Annotated in this window: 15 protein-coding genes; 6 read left to right on the top strand and 9 right to left on the bottom strand. The window is 63.9% G+C overall.

All coding sequences use genetic code 11. The features are described 5' to 3' along the window. Positions 1-295: 295 nt before the first annotated feature. From mrtJ to THITH_RS13380, 5 genes are all read right to left on the bottom strand, one after another. Positions 296-745, bottom strand: a complete 450-nt coding sequence (mrtJ, locus tag THITH_RS13360; protein WP_006748948.1) for a JDVT-CTERM system glutamic-type intramembrane protease MrtJ — start codon at positions 743-745, stop codon at positions 296-298. Between the two features lie 144 nt (positions 746-889). Then, positions 890-1708, bottom strand: a complete 819-nt coding sequence (locus THITH_RS13365; protein ID WP_006748949.1) for a hypothetical protein — start codon at positions 1706-1708, stop codon at positions 890-892. A 90-nt stretch (positions 1709-1798) separates the two neighbouring features. Then, the gene (locus THITH_RS18600; protein ID WP_006748950.1) at positions 1799-2806 is read right to left on the bottom strand and encodes a cytochrome c3 family protein; all 1008 of its coding nucleotides are present in this window, start codon (positions 2804-2806) and stop codon (positions 1799-1801) included. Then, entirely contained in the window at positions 2763-4205 is a 1443-nt protein-coding gene (locus THITH_RS13375; RefSeq protein WP_006748951.1) for a hypothetical protein, read from the bottom strand. Before THITH_RS13375 ends, THITH_RS18600 begins: the two co-directional genes overlap by 44 nt. Positions 4206-4232: 27 nt before the next feature. Further along, positions 4233-4850, bottom strand: a complete 618-nt coding sequence (locus THITH_RS13380) for a cytochrome c family protein (protein ID WP_006748952.1) — start codon at positions 4848-4850, stop codon at positions 4233-4235. Positions 4851-5339: 489 nt separating this feature from the next. On the opposite strand from THITH_RS13380, the gene THITH_RS13385 reads away from it, so the two are divergent. Together THITH_RS13385 and THITH_RS13390 are read left to right on the top strand one after the other, a co-directional pair. Then, positions 5340-6047 (top strand): Crp/Fnr family transcriptional regulator, encoded by a 708-nt coding sequence (locus THITH_RS13385; RefSeq protein WP_084222673.1) that lies wholly within the window; start codon positions 5340-5342, stop codon positions 6045-6047. Between the two features lie 355 nt (positions 6048-6402). Further along, a complete protein-coding gene (locus tag THITH_RS13390; RefSeq protein ID WP_006748954.1) occupies positions 6403-8688 on the top strand; it encodes a choice-of-anchor F family protein in 2286 nt (761 codons plus the stop codon). Between the two features lie 294 nt (positions 8689-8982). Here THITH_RS13390 and THITH_RS13395 read toward each other — a convergent pair whose 3' ends face one another. The 4 genes from THITH_RS13395 to THITH_RS13410 all read right to left on the bottom strand — a co-directional run bounded on the left by THITH_RS13395 (position 8983) and on the right by THITH_RS13410 (position 12512). Then, the gene (locus tag THITH_RS13395; protein WP_006748955.1) at positions 8983-9450 is read right to left on the bottom strand and encodes an alpha/beta fold hydrolase; all 468 of its coding nucleotides are present in this window, start codon (positions 9448-9450) and stop codon (positions 8983-8985) included. Positions 9451-9458: 8 nt separating this feature from the next. Beyond that, the gene (yjgA, locus tag THITH_RS13400; RefSeq protein ID WP_006748956.1) at positions 9459-9998 is read right to left on the bottom strand and encodes a ribosome biogenesis factor YjgA; all 540 of its coding nucleotides are present in this window, start codon (positions 9996-9998) and stop codon (positions 9459-9461) included. A 234-nt stretch (positions 9999-10232) separates the two neighbouring features. After that, positions 10233-10907, bottom strand: coding sequence for a hypothetical protein (locus THITH_RS13405; protein ID WP_006748957.1), 675 nt, complete (start codon positions 10905-10907; stop codon positions 10233-10235). Between the two features lie 246 nt (positions 10908-11153). Further along, positions 11154-12512: a TlpA family protein disulfide reductase gene (locus tag THITH_RS13410; protein WP_006748958.1), complete on the bottom strand. Its 1359-nt coding sequence runs from the start codon at positions 12510-12512 to the stop codon at positions 11154-11156. A 71-nt stretch (positions 12513-12583) separates the two neighbouring features. On the opposite strand from THITH_RS13410, the gene THITH_RS13415 reads away from it, so the two are divergent. The 4 genes from THITH_RS13415 to THITH_RS13430 all read left to right on the top strand — a co-directional run bounded on the left by THITH_RS13415 (position 12584) and on the right by THITH_RS13430 (position 17501). Continuing rightward, entirely contained in the window at positions 12584-12910 is a 327-nt protein-coding gene (locus THITH_RS13415; protein ID WP_006748959.1) for a cupin domain-containing protein, read from the top strand. A 129-nt stretch (positions 12911-13039) separates the two neighbouring features. After that, positions 13040-14269 (top strand): cytochrome P450, encoded by a 1230-nt coding sequence (locus THITH_RS13420; RefSeq protein WP_025367571.1) that lies wholly within the window; start codon positions 13040-13042, stop codon positions 14267-14269. A gap of 70 nt (positions 14270-14339) precedes the next feature. After that, a complete protein-coding gene (locus THITH_RS13425; RefSeq protein ID WP_006748961.1) occupies positions 14340-16679 on the top strand; it encodes an amino acid adenylation domain-containing protein in 2340 nt (779 codons plus the stop codon). A 156-nt stretch (positions 16680-16835) separates the two neighbouring features. Then, a complete protein-coding gene (locus tag THITH_RS13430) occupies positions 16836-17501 on the top strand; it encodes an acetyltransferase (RefSeq protein WP_006748962.1) in 666 nt (221 codons plus the stop codon). Positions 17502-17519: the final 18 nt, after the last annotated feature.

Below are 17519 nucleotides of genomic sequence, written 5' to 3' on the forward strand. Positions count from 1 at the left end.
ATCACCCGGCAAACCCAGCGCAGGTCGACCCCACGCGCACACCGCACGCACAGCGGGGTCGGGTCTCTTCCTATAGCATGCAGCCTCCCTGAACCGCTCACGGGTGCCGGTATGAGTCCGTATCGGCAGGCCCGAGACGAGGCAGCGCTGCAGGTCAACCTGCTGCACACGCGCGAGCCGGATCACGTCGGGAAGGCAGATCCGGAAACCGCTTTCACGATGGTGTACTCGCGCCCATTCAGATTCAGTGCAGGCGCGGGGCTCGCGCGGCTACGATACCTGTGGCCAAGCGCTGTCAGGCCAGGAACAGCCAGGCGAAGCCTGAGTTGTAGAGGACGTGCAGCATGATTGCTGTCCACAGTCCGTGTCGCTCCCGGAAGTATCCGAACACCAGCGCCGGCAGGATCACGGCGGCCGCCCAGGCGGGTGGCTGGTGAATCAAGTGCGCGAGCGCGAACAGCAGGGCGGCGATCGCGTTGGCCGCGGTGACCGGTCCGAGGCGGCTGCGACCCCAGTTCCGCTCCAGCAGCCAACCCTGCAACAGCCCGCGGAACACGATCTCTTCGAGCACGGGGTAGACGAGCACGGCCGAGAGGAAGAACCACGGCCGCGTCGCGGGCCAGCCCGGGTCGGTGGTGACGGGCAGGAAGGTCGCGAGGATTCCCCAGGCGACCGGGCCAGCCGCGAGCGCTGCGAGGAACAGCGGATCCCGGAAGGCGCGTCCGGCTGCACGCGTGGGCGACATGGTGAGAGCATAGAGACCGAGCCGCGGATGCGGAAGCGGCGGGGGCCACGTCGCGCCTGTCCGCAGCGCAGGTATAGGGAGTGGCGCCAGGGGCCGATGCAGCTCCCTCGGCCGCGCCCGAAAGACAGGCCCGCTTCGTCCCGATCAGGGACCCAGCACCCTCTCGTCCTGGGCCAATTGCTCCACAGGCGGCGGCACCTGCGCATACATCGAAACGAACCGGGTCACCCGCGGGTCCTGGCTTTCCCCGAGCATCTCGGCGAAGGCCGGTTTTACCGACTGGAACAGCAGCCGCGCCTCGACTGCCAGCGGCCTGGCTGATTCCCCGACGGGCAACCGGTAACGGACCAGGTCGCTGCCGCTGAGTGGGTCGGGGTAGTCGGGGCTGAAGTCCGGATCGTCGGCAGCGCGCCCGAAGACTCCGGTGATCGAGTCGGTGCCGAGAACACCCCGGTCGAACCCGACCGGGGGCAGCCGGTTGTCCTTCAGATAGGTGTTGGCGTACAGCAGCACGTAAGTCACGCGCTCGCGCACGTCTCCCATCACGGCCTCGTAGACGGCGACCTGCTCCGGGGACTCGATCACGTCGTGGTGGGGTTCGTAGCAGTCGGTGTAGTCTTCTGCGCCGCCGGGCTTCGAGGTGGCGAGGCAGTGAGCTTGCGTATGCGCCGTATCGAGGCGGAGCCTGCCATTGGCGTCGACATCCCCCGACTCGAACAACAAGCTGCCCTCGGCATCGACCACGCGCAGGTGAATCCACATCCTGCGGGACGGGAATCCGGTCGGCAGCTTGTGGCCGGTGTGATTGGTCACGCGCACCGGAATTTCGAGAAGCCCGTTTGCGACGGCGGGCTCCAGGATCTCGATGCTGGCGGTGAACAGGGTGTGGCAGGATGCGCAGAGCGCCGAGTCTTTGATCTGCCTACCGTAGACCGCAGCATAATTGAAGTCCCTCCGCATCATCCCCGCCATCCCGGCGGGTAAACCAGGGTTTGTGTTCGCTCTCCTTGGCCATGGGTGCAGAGTCGCCGATCATACTTCTCCCACACTGCATCAGAAACGATGACATTCCAGACATTTCTGCGACGAAACACCCATCAGCATGCGGTGCGGCATCGGCTTGAAACGGTCCGCGGGGCGGTTGCGTCCACCAAAGGCAGCCGCGGCTGGGCTGTGGCAGCTCAGGCAGGACGATCTGTGCCCGGGCCGGTGGAAACCACGCGGCGGAATGGGGCTGGCTGCCGCCAGATGACACGACTGGCAAGCAGCGTACCGGTGGCAAGTCAGGCAGCGCGAACGGTCCCAGGACGCGACCATTCCGTGAGTCTTTCTGCGGAAGAGGCTGGTGTGGTCGCGTGGCTTCTCCAAGCTGTGGCAGGTTTGGCAGGTGCTTTCCTGGTGGCACAGCAGGCATTGGCTGCGGTCCTGGAAGACCGTCAGACGACCATGGTCGCGAGTCCAGTGGGCGTTGTGGCTCGGTGGTGGTGACAAACGATTCAGTTCCAGGTGGCAGGCGCCGCAATCCAGGGTGAGGCCCCGGCTTCGATGGGCCGCCATGGCCACTTCCATCGTCGGAATGTTCGCAAAAGTGGAACCCATGGAGGTCGGCAAATTGCCGTGGCAGAACAGGCATTGGTTGTCGTTCTCGACCGGGAAGTCGGCGTGTCGATACCGAACGTCGAGCAGATTCGTCGGAACTGCGTCACTGAAGAAATACCGATGGTCGAATGGGGACTCCTCTGTGATTTCAACACGATATTTTTGATGGCAGTCCTGGCAGCGCCCGAACACCTCGGCATCGTCGAGATCGTGGCAGGTCATGCAAACCTCCATCGGGGGGTTCTCGAACGTCTCTTCCGTCAGTTCATGGCAAGTCGCACAGGGAAGCTGAAATTCAAGGTGCGGCTGATGCGGGAACGTGCCCTCAACTTCGGTAGTCTCGTCCCACTGGCAACCCGCGAGGGCTACTAGAGTGAGCAGCAGCACTGCATTGAGGAGCCGCACCACGAGGCCCGCCCTAGAACCGCAGGCCCAGCCGGAGCTGGAAACTGAGCCAGTCATCGCTGTCCTCACTGTTGTCTTCGTATTCCAGCGATGCCGAAACGGCGATTCGACCGTTCTGCCACCGCGCGCGTGAGAAATAGGTGATTACGTCGGGCGTGATCCTGAAGGTCTTTTCCTCACCGAAAATCAGAGCCAGCTCGTCCCGGTACACCTGCACGTATTCCCCGTATTCGGCCCCGCCGGTGAAAGTCCAGCGGGACGTAGGGCGGTATTCCAGTTCGCCGGAGAAGCCCGTGAAGCGGTCGTCGTCGTCGACCTTCCAGTATTCCGCATCCAGGGCAACGGTCAGGGTGTCGGTCGGTCTCAGCTCGAACCCAAGAATGCCGCGCCGGAAGTCGCGGTTGTTGAAAGCGGTCACGGGATCGTCGACGCTGTCTGCGCTGCGCAGGTCGAACCCGGCGCGCAGGCTCGCATTTTCACCGAGCTCCTTGATCGCCAGAACGGAAGCGAAGTCGAAGGGCGTGAAGCTGTTCAGCAGCGGAAAATAGGGATTGAAATTCAGTGTGCTCTCGCTAACCGGTTCCAACAGGCTCACCGTCTGCACGCTGATGTCCAGGCCTGCCCGGTCCGCTCGGACGAAGTGATCGCTCTGCAGGATGTATGAGTCCGAGTTCAGCCACGAGTACTTCAGGTAGGACTGCGCCCACACGGACCATCGGTACCAACCCTCCAGCGACAGCAGATCATCCGTGACCTCACTGCCCTCGTAGCGATAAAAGGTGCCGGCCGCCCGTGCCCGGGGCGTGGCTCGGAAGTCGCCGCGGGCGCCGTAGAGTGTTTCGCCGGAGGTCCCGGAGAAGAAGCTGACCGGTTTTCCGCCAAATACCTGAGCGTCGATGCGTGCGGTCGGTCGCAAGCGTGCGGATGCACCGTCGAAGTGGACGAAGTCGATCTCATCGATGAACTGACGTCCAAGGCGTAGGCTGGCTCCGTTAAATTCCGCTTGGTTCAGATTCACGTAGGCCGTGTAGAGCCGGAATTCCCTATCCGCCGCCTGGTCCAGATCGAGGAAAGGATCAAACCTGGAGGGCACGAGGACGCCGTCCAGGTCGCGGTGCCAATAGAACGACACCGCGGCATCCACCCGGTCCTTCACGATGTCGTCGGCCTGCAGCGAGAAAAAGACGTCGAGATCCTGATCGTGGCCGCCATCGAAACGGCGCAGCCGATACGAGGTGTCCAGGGTGCCAGAGAGCCGGAGGGACGAAGGGCTTTGCTCGGAGGCCTCTGCCTCGGCAGCTTCGTCAGTCGCTGCATCCGTCTGCTGCGCGAGCAGCGGGTATGAGCCCAACACCGCCATCACCGCAAACCCCGCGATCACAACATCGCCGAGGCTTGCGCGGTGCCACCAGGACCCGCGGGAATCCGGCCGACGACAGAACTGGGTGATGTCCATGGGGCTCCTCTGCCAGATGAACTTCCGCTACTCAGCGCACGGCCGACGCACCCTGGGGTTGTAGGGGTCGGGATCATCCAACTGCAACGCCCGGAATACCTCCACATGCGATGCTTTCGCAAAGGCCATCTCGTAGTTGAAGCCCGATGTCGTGCCATCCGGGGCAACGTATCGATCCTCCTTCCAGGTGGGGCTGCGCTCGTTGTGGCAGCCTCTGCAGGTCTGTTCGTTCGGCTGGCCAGGCGGGGGAAGGGTAGCCGATGGATTGCGCAGGTTGCGTCGGGCGCTCGCGAGGTGCTCTGCTCCGGGTCCGTGGCAGGATTCGCATTGGACGTTGGCCAGCCTTGGGGTCTCGGCCATGCTGACGAAGCCGCCTGGTTTGCCGTATCCCGTCGTGTGGCAACCCAGGCAGGAGGGGTCGGATTTCTCCTCTTCGGTCAGAACCAGAGTTGCCTGGGCATGCGGTGTGGTCGCCCAGTCGCTGTGGAAGAGCCCGGTCTCCGGCACGTTATGGCAGGTCTTGCAGCGGGTTTCGCCGACGTAGGCGATCTCGCCGTCGCTGGCGAGGGATGAGCCCAAGGTGAGGAGAAAGCCGGACGCGAGAAGCACAAAAAGACGCGCCCATACGAAGCCGTTCAAAGTCATGGTGGTTGCCCTCGCAAACGGATCGAGTAGCCGCATTCCCTTGCCGGGAGGCACGCGGCGTGGCGGGACGCCCCACCCACGGTATGTCGCACTTGTCGACCACGATGCGGAACCACGCCATGCTGCCGCCGCCAAGGAACCTGTCCCCGAAAGCCTTGTCGCCAGCAGGGGGTATCGGTGATCGGCCGAATTGTCACGACTGCTCCCTGTTTGTCTACGCCGACGATGACGTCGGGATTTCGAGACCTCCTGCGTTATCTATAGCTGAACGGCAGCGGGCCTCCAGGGCATCAACTGACAGGCGTCAGTCCAGGGCCTGGGCAAGCGCTAAACAGGTCGATTATTGCCCGCTGGGGACAGGCAACCGGCTCGTTTCAGTGACCGGCCGTCAGGTCACAAGAATGTTTCCGGGCAGTGTGCCCCCGTCCCGCGAGTCCCGGCGTATCTGCTATTTTCAGGGTAGTGGGATCGGCTGACGGGGTACGCTGAATGGCCGCCGCTGAGCACGTCGAAGCCCCATGCGTATGGGATTTCTGGGCACTCCGGGTGGACTGCCGCGATTGTCGGTCGCCAACCGGCATGCCTTTCGCTGCCGTCGGACCGCAAAGGTTCGGCCGGCTGCTGTTGAAGGTTGAGAACTTCCTCCCGCCTGCGAATGTCGTGTTATACAAGGCGGGGGACTCCGCCAATGCCGTGTTTACCGTTCGATGGGGTTTCATCAAGGTCTGGGCCGAGGATGAACTGGGGCATCCGCGTATCCTACGGCTGCTCGGGCCCGGCGACATGCTGGGCCTCGAGGCACTCGTCGAGTCCCATTACGATCACAGCGCTACGACGCTGACACCGGCGGGGCTGTGCCGCACGCCGGAGGATATCTTCGGCGACCTCTTGTGCCGAGAACCGGCCCTGCACGCGCAGTTGCAGCAGCGCTGGCTCTCCCAGTTACGACGTACCGATCAGTTTCTGCTCAAGGTGGGGGCTGGCACATCCCGTGACCGCGTCCTCAAACTGTTGCGCTGGCTTGCGGAATTTTCCCATCCCCACCCATGCCCGCGACTCAGTCGCAACGACATGGCGGCGATGCTGAACATCTCCAGTGAAACAGCCGCAAGGGTGATTGCCACTTTGAAGCGGCGCGGAACTCTGAGCGAAACTGATTCTGAAATGCACTTCGATCCGGATCGCCTCTCGCTGTAAAGCATGCACATGATCACACGGGTCTTGACACAGCCAGCCGGAGCGGCATTTGTATCCGCAAAACTGTCTCGCGACCGACGACCGTCAGTCGATGTCCAGCAACCCGACTGACGGTTGTCTATACCATTGCTGAGGCCTCTAAATGCGGACGCCCACGCCCTGACAGGTGTCCAGGACTCGCGTTGTCATGAATCGACCGATCATCCACCTACTCGTACTCGCGAACGGCGTGCCCTGCTGTGGCAAGCACATCGCACGGCTGAGGGGATCGAAGCCCACCGGCGTTACGTGATCAATACGATCGGGTTTGCAGGGGCTGGCCCATCGGGCTGCGTGCAGAAACTGGAGAGGTATCATGACTCACCGTACCACGCTTTCGTTTGCCGCTGTCGTGGCAGCCGGAGCGTTCATCGCAGGCAGCCAAATGCTTCCCACGGCATCCGCGCAATCGCCGTCCACCTTTATCGATCTACCCGTTCCGGCATTGACAGGCTGGAGTGATGTCAACACACGAACGGTGATCGACGAATCCGATCACACTGGGGGCAAGACCTTCGTTTTCGAGAACGCGACGGCCAAAGAGGCTGATTCCATGAGGGAAGGGGTCGGAGCCCGCGCATTCGTAACCTGGGAACTCCACGATGGCAGCGGACGTGCTCCTGGAATCCAGGTGGTCACCGACGACTTCGCGTTCCCCACACAGAACTGCATCATGGCCGCGGGCGAGAGCGAATCCGACGTTATCACGGGCGCGGTCGTACCGAAGACCTGCAGCGATGCGCAGGGGAGTTCGAAGCGGTTCTTCCTGGAGGTAACCGAAGCGGATGTGCCCGTCGACCTCGTGTTGACCACGGGAGTGAGGACGCTCCGCTACAAGGGAGTGCCGTCCGATGACGGAGGTGCGGCCTACGAAAGATTCAGGGACGAGCACGGCATTGGGCGCGTCTACCGGGTGCTGCAGAAGATCATCAACCAGACCGGCGAACGCGTCGTCGGTTTCAGGGCGGAACTCGGCTTCGGGGTCGGAGGTGAGTTCCGACCGGCCTCGTTCGACGACGACGGAGTCGCGTTCGAAATGCGCCCGCTCGTGGACAGGGAGTTCTTCGTCGGTGAAACGGGGGCGAAGGGTGTGTCAGTCTGGAACGAAAATCGCTTCGCGACATTCTCGCCCCGGTTTTTCGATGACGGGACACGGGCACGATTCGATCCCGGATATTTCGACACGCAACCGGGCGGGCTTTTCCCACCCCAAGATGTCGAGGCGGGAGACAAGAGCCAGTTCATCGATAGCGGTGCCGAATTGACTGCGCTCGGGAAACGCGGCGCGATCACCGACAACTACTACGACCTTCCGGCGACCCAGGGCGCGGGCGCAAACCCGCCGATCCATGGCAATGTGTTCGGCTATTGGCTGCCCGAGGATATCGCGGTCACCGTGATCTCAGAACACACGGATGGCAATCCCGAGACCAGGTCCGATCTGCCCCTGGCGTGGTGGGACGGCGAACTGTGGCGCTACGGAGTCGCCGACAATTTTGGGATCGTGCCGGAGAGTCAGTTGGTACAGTGGGCAGATCTTCCGATCGGGCTTGACCCCACGCTTCCGGGAGACCGACGGCGATACAAGGACGCGCTGAGCGATGACCTGAGTGCGCTGAGTGTCGACACCTATCTTTACCTGGGTGACCGATTCGTCACCTACACCGACTTCGACGGAGGCATTCCGCTCGCCGGCATGACGCGTTCGGAGACGATCACCCTACGTCTGACTCTGGTTTCGATCGCGGCGAACACCGACTCCGGATCCGAAGATCCTGACTGGGTTACCGTCAGCGAGGCCCCGCCACTGAGAAGCTACATGTCTGCCACGGGAACGCCGATGGCCATCAACGATTCGGTGCGCACGACTTATCCGAGAGCGGTGGAGATCGATATTCTTGCGAACGACGTGCTCGACGGAGCGTTGATCCCCGAACTCAGCGAAGCCGACATCGCGGTATCCATCGTGACCGCCCCGACTGCGGGCACCGTAATCGTCGGCGGCAGCGACCGGGTGACATACACACCCGGCACTGGTTTTTCCGGGCAGGACGTCTTCACCTACTCGGTGACGGTGGATGGCGTGGCCTCGAACGTGGCTACGGTAACGGTGACTGTCCTGCCGCCGCCGGACCCGATTGCGCCCGTAGCAAGGAACGATTCCGCGCGGGCGATCGAGTCGAACCCGGTAACCATTGCGGTTCTGGAAAACGACACCCTGATGAACATGCCGATCCAGCCGGTTGACATCGGTGGGGTGAAGGTCGCAGACGCGCCAGAATTGGGCACGGCAGTCGTCAACCCCGACAATACGATCACCTACCGCGCAAACGCCGTGCCATCTGCCGACAGAATCGATCAGTTTACCTACACAGTCAGTTCGGCCGGCGGTGTCGAGTCCAACAAGGCGCTGGTAATCGTGCAGATCCTCACCCTGCAGGAGGAGCTGAACGGCGACGAAACGGAAATCTCGCGCGTGGGCGGATGTGTCTCCGGAAGCGGCAAGGGTAGAGACCCGACCCTGCCGATCCTCGCACTGCTGAGCCTCGTCTACCTGGTTTGCCGCCGTCCACACCCACCGAGGTCGGGTTTCTCCCCGTAAACGCACCCACCAATGCTCAGTGCAGCGGAAACCACTTCAGATCGCCATCGCGTGCATGCACGGGGAATACAGCACCCACGGCCTGCCGCTGGAGGCGCTGCTGGGCCGGGCCGAATTCCGGATGCGCGGTGATTCCACGCCCTGCCCGGACGAGACCATTCGGCCTCTCTCGGTGCTGACTGCGCCGGGGGGCTACGGATCGAAGTCGGCCGGGTGCTGCTGCGGCCACCGGCGGCCCGCCGCACCGGGTCCGGGATCCCGCGCTCGGCCCCGCGTGGCGGTGATGGCCCGCATTCAACAGTTCGCAAGCGCCTCGCAGGCACGAAGCATGGCTTGCAGGGGTTCCGGGTCGGCGAGGCGGTGGTCGGCGCCCACTTCGACCAGCGCCGACGGCGACAGGCGGCTGCGCCGAACGAGTTCCTCGGAATCGGCGAAGGGGATCACGCCGTCGGCGCGCGAGTGCAAGATTCGCGTCGCGGCACCCACGGTGGTGGCCGTCCCCCACCGCTTCCATGCCGGGCAGAGCAGCACCCGCGGCGTCGCGCCGGAATCCAGGTTCATCGCCACTGCCCCGCCGCGCGACGAGCCCACGATCACATCGGGGCGTTCCCGGTCGAATACCGCCTGCGCGGTCGCGACGGCAGCGGTAAAGTCATCGTCGTCCAGCGCAGGATTCAGCAGCGTGTGGCCATGCTGCGCGAGATAGCCCGGCTTCACACCCCCGGGAACCGACTGCCAGCCATGGAGGAACAGGATCTTCACCGGCCTCGCTACGCCTTGTCGGGATCGGGCTGCGCGAGCCCCTGAGCGCCACCCGGCCGGGATGCCGCCAGGAACCGGAACAGCGCGCGGCTGGCGCGCGGCGGCTTGCCCTCGGCCGCTTCCCGGCGGGCGTTGCGGATCAGTTGACGCAGGTGCTGGGCGTCCGCGGCCGGATGGCTTTCCAGCCACTCGGTCAGCGCGCTGTCGTCCGCCAACAGGCGCTCGCGCCAACGTTCCAGCGCATGGAAATCGGCGCGCGCCCGTTCCGATTCGCCGCGCAGGGCGGCCAGCTGCGCGTCGATCGGCGCGGGGTCGACCGCGCGCATCAGCCGGCCGATGTATTGCATCTGCCGGCGCAGCGCGCCGCGGCTGGCGATCCCCTGGGCTTCGAGCACCGCGGCGCGGAGGGTGTCGGGCAGATCCATCGCGCGCACCCGCTGCGGCGGCAGCTTGACCAGCGCGGCACCGAGATCCTGCAGCGCGCTGCTCTCGCGCTTGCGCTGGGATCTGCTGGGGCGCCGCGGGGACTCGAGGTCGTCCTCTCGCATCGAACGTTCCAAACGGGCTGTGGGTTGCGGCAATCCTATCCGAACGGCCCGCCCCGCGCGTGTGGCGATCGCCCCGATGGCGTGCCTCCGCCATTCCCACGCCGGGGCGCCGCGGGCGCCTGGGCGCTCCAACGCCGTGTGGCGGATGACGCTGCGCTCTCCGCCAAGGCCTGCGGATCCTGCGCCATACCCGCAGGATCCGCTGCCATAGCAGTGGCGTTGCGCCGGCTGGATTCAGGGTGTGCGCTGATTGATGCGCTCGACCGCGCTGAGCGCCGCGTGCGCGGCGACCTCGATGTCCGCCTCCCGCCCGGCGAGCGTCAGCCGGCCGAAGGCGCCGACCGCGTGGGCCTCGCATAGCGTGATGTTCGCGGCCTTTTCCGCCTCGTTCGCCGCATAGATGATATAGCCGGCGGGTTCGGTCTCGAGGATGAAGATGCTCTGACCGGGCAGGATCATCGACCCCTTGCGGTTCTGGCGGTTGATCAGCACCGCGTGGTCGGGGCTGATGCCGCGGATGATCTCGTGCCAGGCGACCCGGCACTGCTGGCGTGCCCGCGCGGTGGTCCCCATGCGATCGAACACAACCTGCGAGGACTCGAGCACGTTGCTCTGGTCGCGGTGGTGAATGACCATCGACCCGAACGCGCGTTCGACGACCATCTGGCCCAGGTGCACCTGCGCCGCCTTCAGCGCGACGTCGGTCAGGCGGTGGATCGCCATGCCCGGCTCCACTTCCAGCCAGGCACAGGAATCCCCCGGCTTCGGCAGGAAGCCCTGCGAAACCGTGCCCATATACGACGCGAGCTGCGGCTGCAGCGAGTCGATGTACACGAAGGTGCGCAGCGCGATGACCGCCGAATCGCCGTCATGCGGGCGCGTACGCTGTGAACTCGTCTCGTGCAACATGGGGGCTGAAATCGGTGTCTCGTCGGTTCGAACGCGGAACATCCGCGGGTGCGATGGCGATGCCGCCCTGGGTGTGCCTGCCCACAGCCGGCTTCGTGCTCCGTCGATGCATCGGCCGGGGCGCTGTGCCCACGCCAACCCGACTTCAGGCAGCCGCGGAAGGCACGATGGACCGTGGCCCGCATCGACGATGGGCGCGGAGTGTAGCACGATTTGCAGGGTTTCTTCCCGCGCCGTTGCGCGCGGTCACCGGCCCTCGATCGTTGCGGCCGGCCCCTGCGCAACCGGCCGGTGCGGGAGCCCGGTGTACCGATCCTCGGACCGCAGCCGGTCGATCACCTCGCGCACTTCGTCGGTATCCCACTCGATCGCAGTGTTGACCGTGTAGCGGATCCGCCCGTCGCGGTCGAGGAGGAAGGAGCTGGGGAACGCGAACACGCCCCAGTCGCGGGAGACGGCGCCGTCCTCGTCCATCAGCACCGGGAAGTCGACGTCGACCTCGCGCATGAACTCGAGGATATGCTCCGGTTCCTCGCGGAAGTTGATCGAGACGATCGCGAACTCGTCCTCGTCGTAGGCCCCCGCCAGCCGGTTCATCGACGGAATCTCGTGCACGCACGGCGGGCACCAGGTCGCCCAGAAGTTCACCAGCGTAACGCGCCCGAGGCTTTCGTCGAGTGCATGACGGCTGCCGCGGGCGTCGACCAGATCGTAGTCGGGTGCCGGGCGAGGCTGCCGCTCGATCAGACCGTAGGCGGGTGCGATCGGCTGCTCGGCCGCTTCGTCCAACGGCAGCACTGCATCCGGGCGCGGTGTCCGGGCAAGCAGCTGCGTCGCCATCAACAGCTGGTTCGGGGTGTCCGCGATCGCGGAGCGGACTTCCGGCGGCATGATGCCGGCGGAGGATTCCAGGGCCCGATTCGTGGGCTCCTCGGAATACAGCAGGTAGTAGTCGCGCACCTGGTCGACCAGCCAGCCATAGGCAGGGCTGCCCGCGTCGTGCAACGCGTCGAGCACCTCGGTCAGGCGATCGCGGTTGGCGCCGAGTGCGGGCTGGAGGATCGCCAGCGGCATGTTGGTGGCGTCCACGATGCCGAGCAACTCGGGCTGTTCGCCCGCCACCGGCGTTCCCCGGTAGAGGTTCGGGAAAAACAGGATCCCGCCGGCGACAGTGGCGGAATCACCGCCCCGTTTACGCCATTCGTGCAGGCCGCGTAGCAGCGGCACCGCCATCCGGTCACAGGTCACCAGCACGATCGGGCCGCGCCCCGAGTCCACCGCAGCGTCGAGCAGCGCGGCCACCGGCCCGCCATCCAGACTGCGGATGGCCTCGCTGCTGCGCTGCAACAGCAGCGAATCGAGCAGGTCGGTGCGCCAGACCGTCGCGCCGCGGCTCGCCAGGGTTTCGATCAGCGCGTTGGGGGTCACCAGTTCGCCGTACTGATTCACCAGCCAGAGGAACAGCGGGCCGTCGTGCTCGCCGCCGAACTCGTACACCTCGAGCAAGTCGCCGCTGTCGAGATCGACGGCGAAATCGGCCTGGGTGCCCGTCGCCAGCAGCAGCAACAGGCAAACGCTCACGATGCGGTTGCGAAGGATCGGCATGGCGCGCACTCTCGTCGGATGATTCGGAACCGGTTTTGGAGTCTAGACGCAGACGGCCGGCGGCTGCATCCATGAGCGGGGCGCTGGGAAACCTGTTTGGCCGGCTGCCTTCCTTGGCGCAGGGCGAGGCGTTCGAGGATCTATTGCGCCGCAATCCTGTGCGTATCGAACGGATCGTCAGCAGCGGCCGCCCGGAGCCCACCCTGTACGATCAGGAGCAGGACGAGTGGGTATGTCTGCTGCAGGGCGAGGCCGAACTGCAGTTGGGCAAAGAGCGTGTGCCTCTGCAGGCCGGGGACTACCTGTTCATCCCGGCGCACACGCCGCACCGCGTGCTGCGTACCTCCGCGGAACCGCCGTGCATCTGGCTTGCGGTGCACATCGACCCCACCGGCTGAATCGGCGCCGCCTGCCTGCCATCCAGGCCCGCGCGTGATGGTTCCGTTGAACGCGTCGGTGTACACTCAGGCGCAGCCCAGCGGGCCCTTGAACAGGCCCCAAGTCCTTGACGAAAGGGTCCCGAACTCTTGATCCCGATCCCCGCAACGCCCGCAACTTCCCAGCGCGTCTTCGACCCCAGAAGTCCGGAACTGGTCGAGCGTCCGTACGATGTTTATCGGCATCTGCGCGATGAGGATCCGGTGCACCGGAGCCCGTTCGGCATGTGGGTGCTTTCACGTTATGAGGATGTTTACAGGGCCCTGCGCGACCCACGTCTAAGTTCGAAGCCGTCGCGCTACTCGGTGCATGCGGCGCACCGAAACCGTTCCACGCCCGCGGCGATCGCAGCTCAACACATGATCATGTTTCTGGATGCCCCGGAACACACCCGCCTGCGCGGCCTGCTAGCGCGTGTCATCACCGATAACCTCGCGGCAAACATGCGCGAACGCATTCAGAAACTGGTCGACGACTTGCTGGAGGGGCCACTGGAACGTGGCGAAATGGACATTGTGCGCGATCTCGCAATTCCCCTTCCTCTGAACGTGATCGCCGAGTTGCTGGGAATCCCGGCCGAGGACCGCTCCAGGCTCAAGGAATGGTCGAACTGGTTCTTTCAGATCTTCTCGCCAGTGGTTTCCGAAGAGGGTAGAAACCGGCTCAACCACGCGATCCTGGAGTTTCGTGAGTATCTCGGGGCGTTGGCAAGCGAACGCCGGCGGTCCCCACGGCAAGACATCGTCAGCAGCCTGATCGCGGTTTCGGTCGATGGCGACCGACTGACCGATGATGAGATCTTCACCAGCTGTCTGGCGCTGTTTTCCAATGGCCAGGAAGCGCTGTCGCACCTCGTGGGAAATGGCATGCTCGCGCTGCTCCAACACCCCGAACAGATGCGTCGGCTTCGTGAAGACCCCGGGATGATCCGCAACGCAGTGGAAGAACTGCTCCGCTATGATACCCCGGCCCAGACGGTTGGCCGCACGGCGACCGAGGCGATTGAGCTACACGGCAAAGTGATTCCCGCAGGCGCGCCCGTTTATTTGCTGATCGGCTCTGCCAATCGGGATCCATGCCGCTTCCCGAACCCGGACATACTGGATTTGTCACGTCCGGACTGCAGGCACCTTTCATTCGGCACCGGACCGCATGCTTGCCTTGGTGCTGGGCTGGCACGCGTAGAAGCTCAGGCAGCCATTCTGACTCTGCTTACCAAGACACAGGACATGGAACTCTGTGGGGGCCCGCCAACGCGACTCCCGAACATCTTCGTGCGGGGCCTTGAGGCACTCCCCGTTCGGTTCCGAGCATGCTGATCCCGATGCTCGGCACTATTACCGTCACCCGCCCGATACCCAACGAGCCCGGACTTCCGGGCGTTGATTCATGACAGGCACGCAGCTCTTACCACTCGAGTCGTTCGATCAGATGGTGCTCACGTACCCGGATGCGCCGGCAATTCGTCATGCACAGGGGCATATGACGTACCTGCAACTGGACGAACATGCCAACAGGCTTGCAGGCCTCCTGCTCGACCGCGGTGCTGGACGTGGAGATCTCGTCGGGCTGGTTTCGGGCAGGGCACCCGATGCCGTGATTGGGATGCTGGGCATCATGAAGGCGGGCGCGGGCTATCTACCCCTGGATCCAGATTACCCGGCCGAGTGGCAGGCAGCCGTGCTCAGAGACAGCCGCCCATGTTTGCTGGTCGGATCGCGGCCAACGGTCGATTGCGAAATCCCCCTCCTGCCCTCTGATGACTGGATGGACGAGCCAGCGCACGGTGAGCCTTGTAAGGCCGTTACCGGGAGGCCCCATCCTCACGACCTGATGTACGTGATGTACACCTCGGGCTCTACGGGCCGCCCCAAGGGCGTGAAGGTTTCCCACGGGAACGTGGCGCGACTCTTCCCTGCGGTGGGCGCACACCTTGAGTTCAGCCGCAACGACGTTTGGGCACATTGTCACTCGCCATCCTTTGGTTTCTCCGTGTGGGAAATCTGGGGAGCACTGGCCCATGGCGGCTGCCTCGTGATCGTTCCACCGGAAACCTTGCGGGAACCGGGCAGGACACTCGAGTGGCTGATGCAGGAGCGGGTAAGCGTGTTGAGCCAAACACCGACCGCGTTCCGGATGCTCGCACGCGATCTGAACCGGGTGCCAGAGGCAGGGCTCAGCCACCTGCGGGTCGTGGCGTTCAGCGGGGAACCGCTGGACGGGCACATACTGCAGCCCTGGTTCGCCCGTTTCGGTGACGACCATCCGATTCTGGTGAACCTTTACGCACTCACCGAAACGTCCGGCGAAATCACTTTTCATCGGGTCCGGGCCTCCGAACCCACTGCCAACGAGCGCGTGATCGGGGTGCCCCTGCCCGATGTACAACTCTTCCTGATGGATGAGCACCGGAGACTGGTCGCGGATGGCGAAATCGGAGAACTGTATGTAGGGGGACCAGCGGTTGCGCTCGGCTATCTCGGCGCGGATGAAGCCGATGAACAGCGATTCCTGGTCAATCACATCAAGGAAGATGGAAGCCGCATGTACCGCACCGGCGACATGGCCCGTCGCCTGCCCGATGGCACGTACCAGTTCACTGGCCGGAGCGACCGGCAAGTCAAGGTGCGCGGGTACCGTATCGAACCCGCATCCGTCGAAGGCGTCCTTCGGACTCACGATTCGGTGATCGATGCAGTCGTGCTGCCGGACGATCAAGCTGGAATCGTCGCGGGCCTCGCAGCGTTCGTGGTTCTGCATCACCGCGATGCGTTTCCGGACAGACTGCGGGATCACCTGAGCGCAAGCGTGCCGCATTACGCGATTCCCGATCGGATTTTCGCGATCGACCGCATTCCACAAACCGCCACCGGGAAACTGGATACCGCGGCGCTGCTCGCAATGCGTTCACAGGATTCGGTTAGCGAGGAATCCCGGGAGCTCCAGAACGAGGTGCCGTTCGGAACGGACGCTGGGAACGTGGCCGCCACCATCGAACAGATCTGGTGCCAACTGTTGCAGCGCAACACGATTGCGCGCGACGAAGATTTCTTCGACCTGGGCGGGCACTCGTTGCTGACGCTGAATCTCGTTCTGATGCTCGAAGAGAAACTGGGAGTCGATATCAGCATGACCGACGTATTCGAGAACCCCTCGCTCGGTCAGCTTTCGACCTTCGTGTCCGACCGGCTCAAGGCCGCCCGCACGCCTGCGCAGCTGCCGCCCCCCGCCAAAGCCACTCTCGTGAACCCCGCTCGAGCCGATGGCCATGTCGAACACATGCGTGTCGCAATTTCCAAGGCACGGGAAGCCATCGCCAATGGACAGCCGCCGTACGCCGCCTGCCTCGTCCGCAACGGCCGGGTACTGGTCGCAGTCCACAACGTCATCTGGCGCGATGTGGATCCGACCGCGCACGCGGAGGTGACAGCAATCAGAGAGGCCTGTCGCCTCCTCGGTACCATGGATCTATCTGACTGCGTCCTGTACTCCACTGCGGAACCCTGCAGCATGTGTCTGAGCGCCACGGCCTGGGCGAATATTAGAACGGTGGTCTACAGTGCTCGCATGGAGGACGAGGAGCGCTACGGTCTGAGCTCGGCGACGGTCCCTGTGGCAACGATGGTGTCCCTGCTCGGACGTGAAATCGCGATTGTTCCGGATTGCCTGAGGACTGAAATGCAAACGTTGTTCGAGGATTGGTTGCGCATCAAGGCCTTGGCGATCTGAACATCTCTTGGACAGCACGGCCGCGCTCGGCACGAATGAAAGGGGTAGCGTGTACGGCGGCCTTGCCGTGCGGAAACCGGAGGCAGGTAGTCCTGCACTTATTCGGCTCTCCTCGGCCCGGTGCCATCGACGGCTCATGAACACAATGGCGGACGCATGAACAGGCTCGTAATCTATGGTAATGGCCAAGTGGCCGAACTTGCGCTTGCTCGGCTGCGCCGTGACACGCAGTACGAACTCGCCGCCTGCACTGTAGACCGGGATCTGATCCAGTCTCAACGGTTTCAGGGCCTGCCGGTGATCCCGTTCGATGAAATCGAACAGCACTACCCCCCCGACAGCCACCGCATGCTCGTGGCAGTCGGCCACACGGGTGTTAACCGGATCCGTGCCGAACGGTTCAATCTTGCGCGTGCGAAGGGTTACCGTTTTATCCGCCTGATCAGCCCCCGTGCCGATGTCTGGCCCGACGTGGAACTGGGCGAGAATTGCATGATCGGTGACGGCTGTATCGTGCTGCCGTTTTCCCGACTTGGTGACAACGTGCACCTTGGCACGGGTTGCACCATCGGCCATCACGTCACGATCGGAGACCACAGTTCGCTGGCCATGAACGTGGTCGTGGCCGGGAGCGTACAGATCGAATCGGGCGCGTTTCTTGGGGCGGGCGTGACGGTTCGCGACCGTATCACCGTGGGCACCGGGGCCTTCCTTGGAGCGGGCGTTGTGCTGCAATCGGATGCGGCACCCAAGTCCGTCTATGCTGCCCCGGAACCACGTTTGCTACCCATTGCCAGCGACAAGCTTCCGGGCCTGAGTTGAATCGCTTCGGCAAATCGG

This window comes from Thioalkalivibrio paradoxus ARh 1 (assembly GCF_000227685.2).
In the GTDB taxonomy this organism is placed as follows: domain Bacteria; phylum Pseudomonadota; class Gammaproteobacteria; order Ectothiorhodospirales; family Ectothiorhodospiraceae; genus Thioalkalivibrio; species Thioalkalivibrio paradoxus.

Bases quoted from the DNA above. Each gene is read 5' to 3' on its own strand.
- mrtJ (WP_006748948.1), bottom strand. From the start codon at position 745: ATGTCGCCCACGCGTGCAGCCGGACGCGCCTTCCGGGATCCGCTGTTC.
- THITH_RS13365 (WP_006748949.1), bottom strand. From the start codon at position 1,708: ATGATGCGGAGGGACTTCAATTATGCTGCGGTCTACGGTAGGCAGATC.
- THITH_RS18600 (WP_006748950.1), bottom strand. From the start codon at position 2,806: ATGACTGGCTCAGTTTCCAGCTCCGGCTGGGCCTGCGGTTCTAGGGCG.
- THITH_RS13375 (WP_006748951.1), bottom strand. From the start codon at position 4,205: ATGGACATCACCCAGTTCTGTCGTCGGCCGGATTCCCGCGGGTCCTGG.
- THITH_RS13380 (WP_006748952.1), bottom strand. From the start codon at position 4,850: ATGACTTTGAACGGCTTCGTATGGGCGCGTCTTTTTGTGCTTCTCGCG.
- THITH_RS13385 (WP_084222673.1), top strand. From the start codon at position 5,340: ATGGCCGCCGCTGAGCACGTCGAAGCCCCATGCGTATGGGATTTCTGG.
- THITH_RS13390 (WP_006748954.1), top strand. From the start codon at position 6,403: ATGACTCACCGTACCACGCTTTCGTTTGCCGCTGTCGTGGCAGCCGGA.
- yjgA (WP_006748956.1), bottom strand. From the start codon at position 9,998: ATGCGAGAGGACGACCTCGAGTCCCCGCGGCGCCCCAGCAGATCCCAG.
- THITH_RS13405 (WP_006748957.1), bottom strand. From the start codon at position 10,907: ATGTTGCACGAGACGAGTTCACAGCGTACGCGCCCGCATGACGGCGAT.
- THITH_RS13410 (WP_006748958.1), bottom strand. From the start codon at position 12,512: ATGCCGATCCTTCGCAACCGCATCGTGAGCGTTTGCCTGTTGCTGCTG.
- THITH_RS13415 (WP_006748959.1), top strand. From the start codon at position 12,584: ATGAGCGGGGCGCTGGGAAACCTGTTTGGCCGGCTGCCTTCCTTGGCG.
- THITH_RS13425 (WP_006748961.1), top strand. From the start codon at position 14,340: ATGACAGGCACGCAGCTCTTACCACTCGAGTCGTTCGATCAGATGGTG.
- THITH_RS13430 (WP_006748962.1), top strand. From the start codon at position 16,836: ATGAACAGGCTCGTAATCTATGGTAATGGCCAAGTGGCCGAACTTGCG.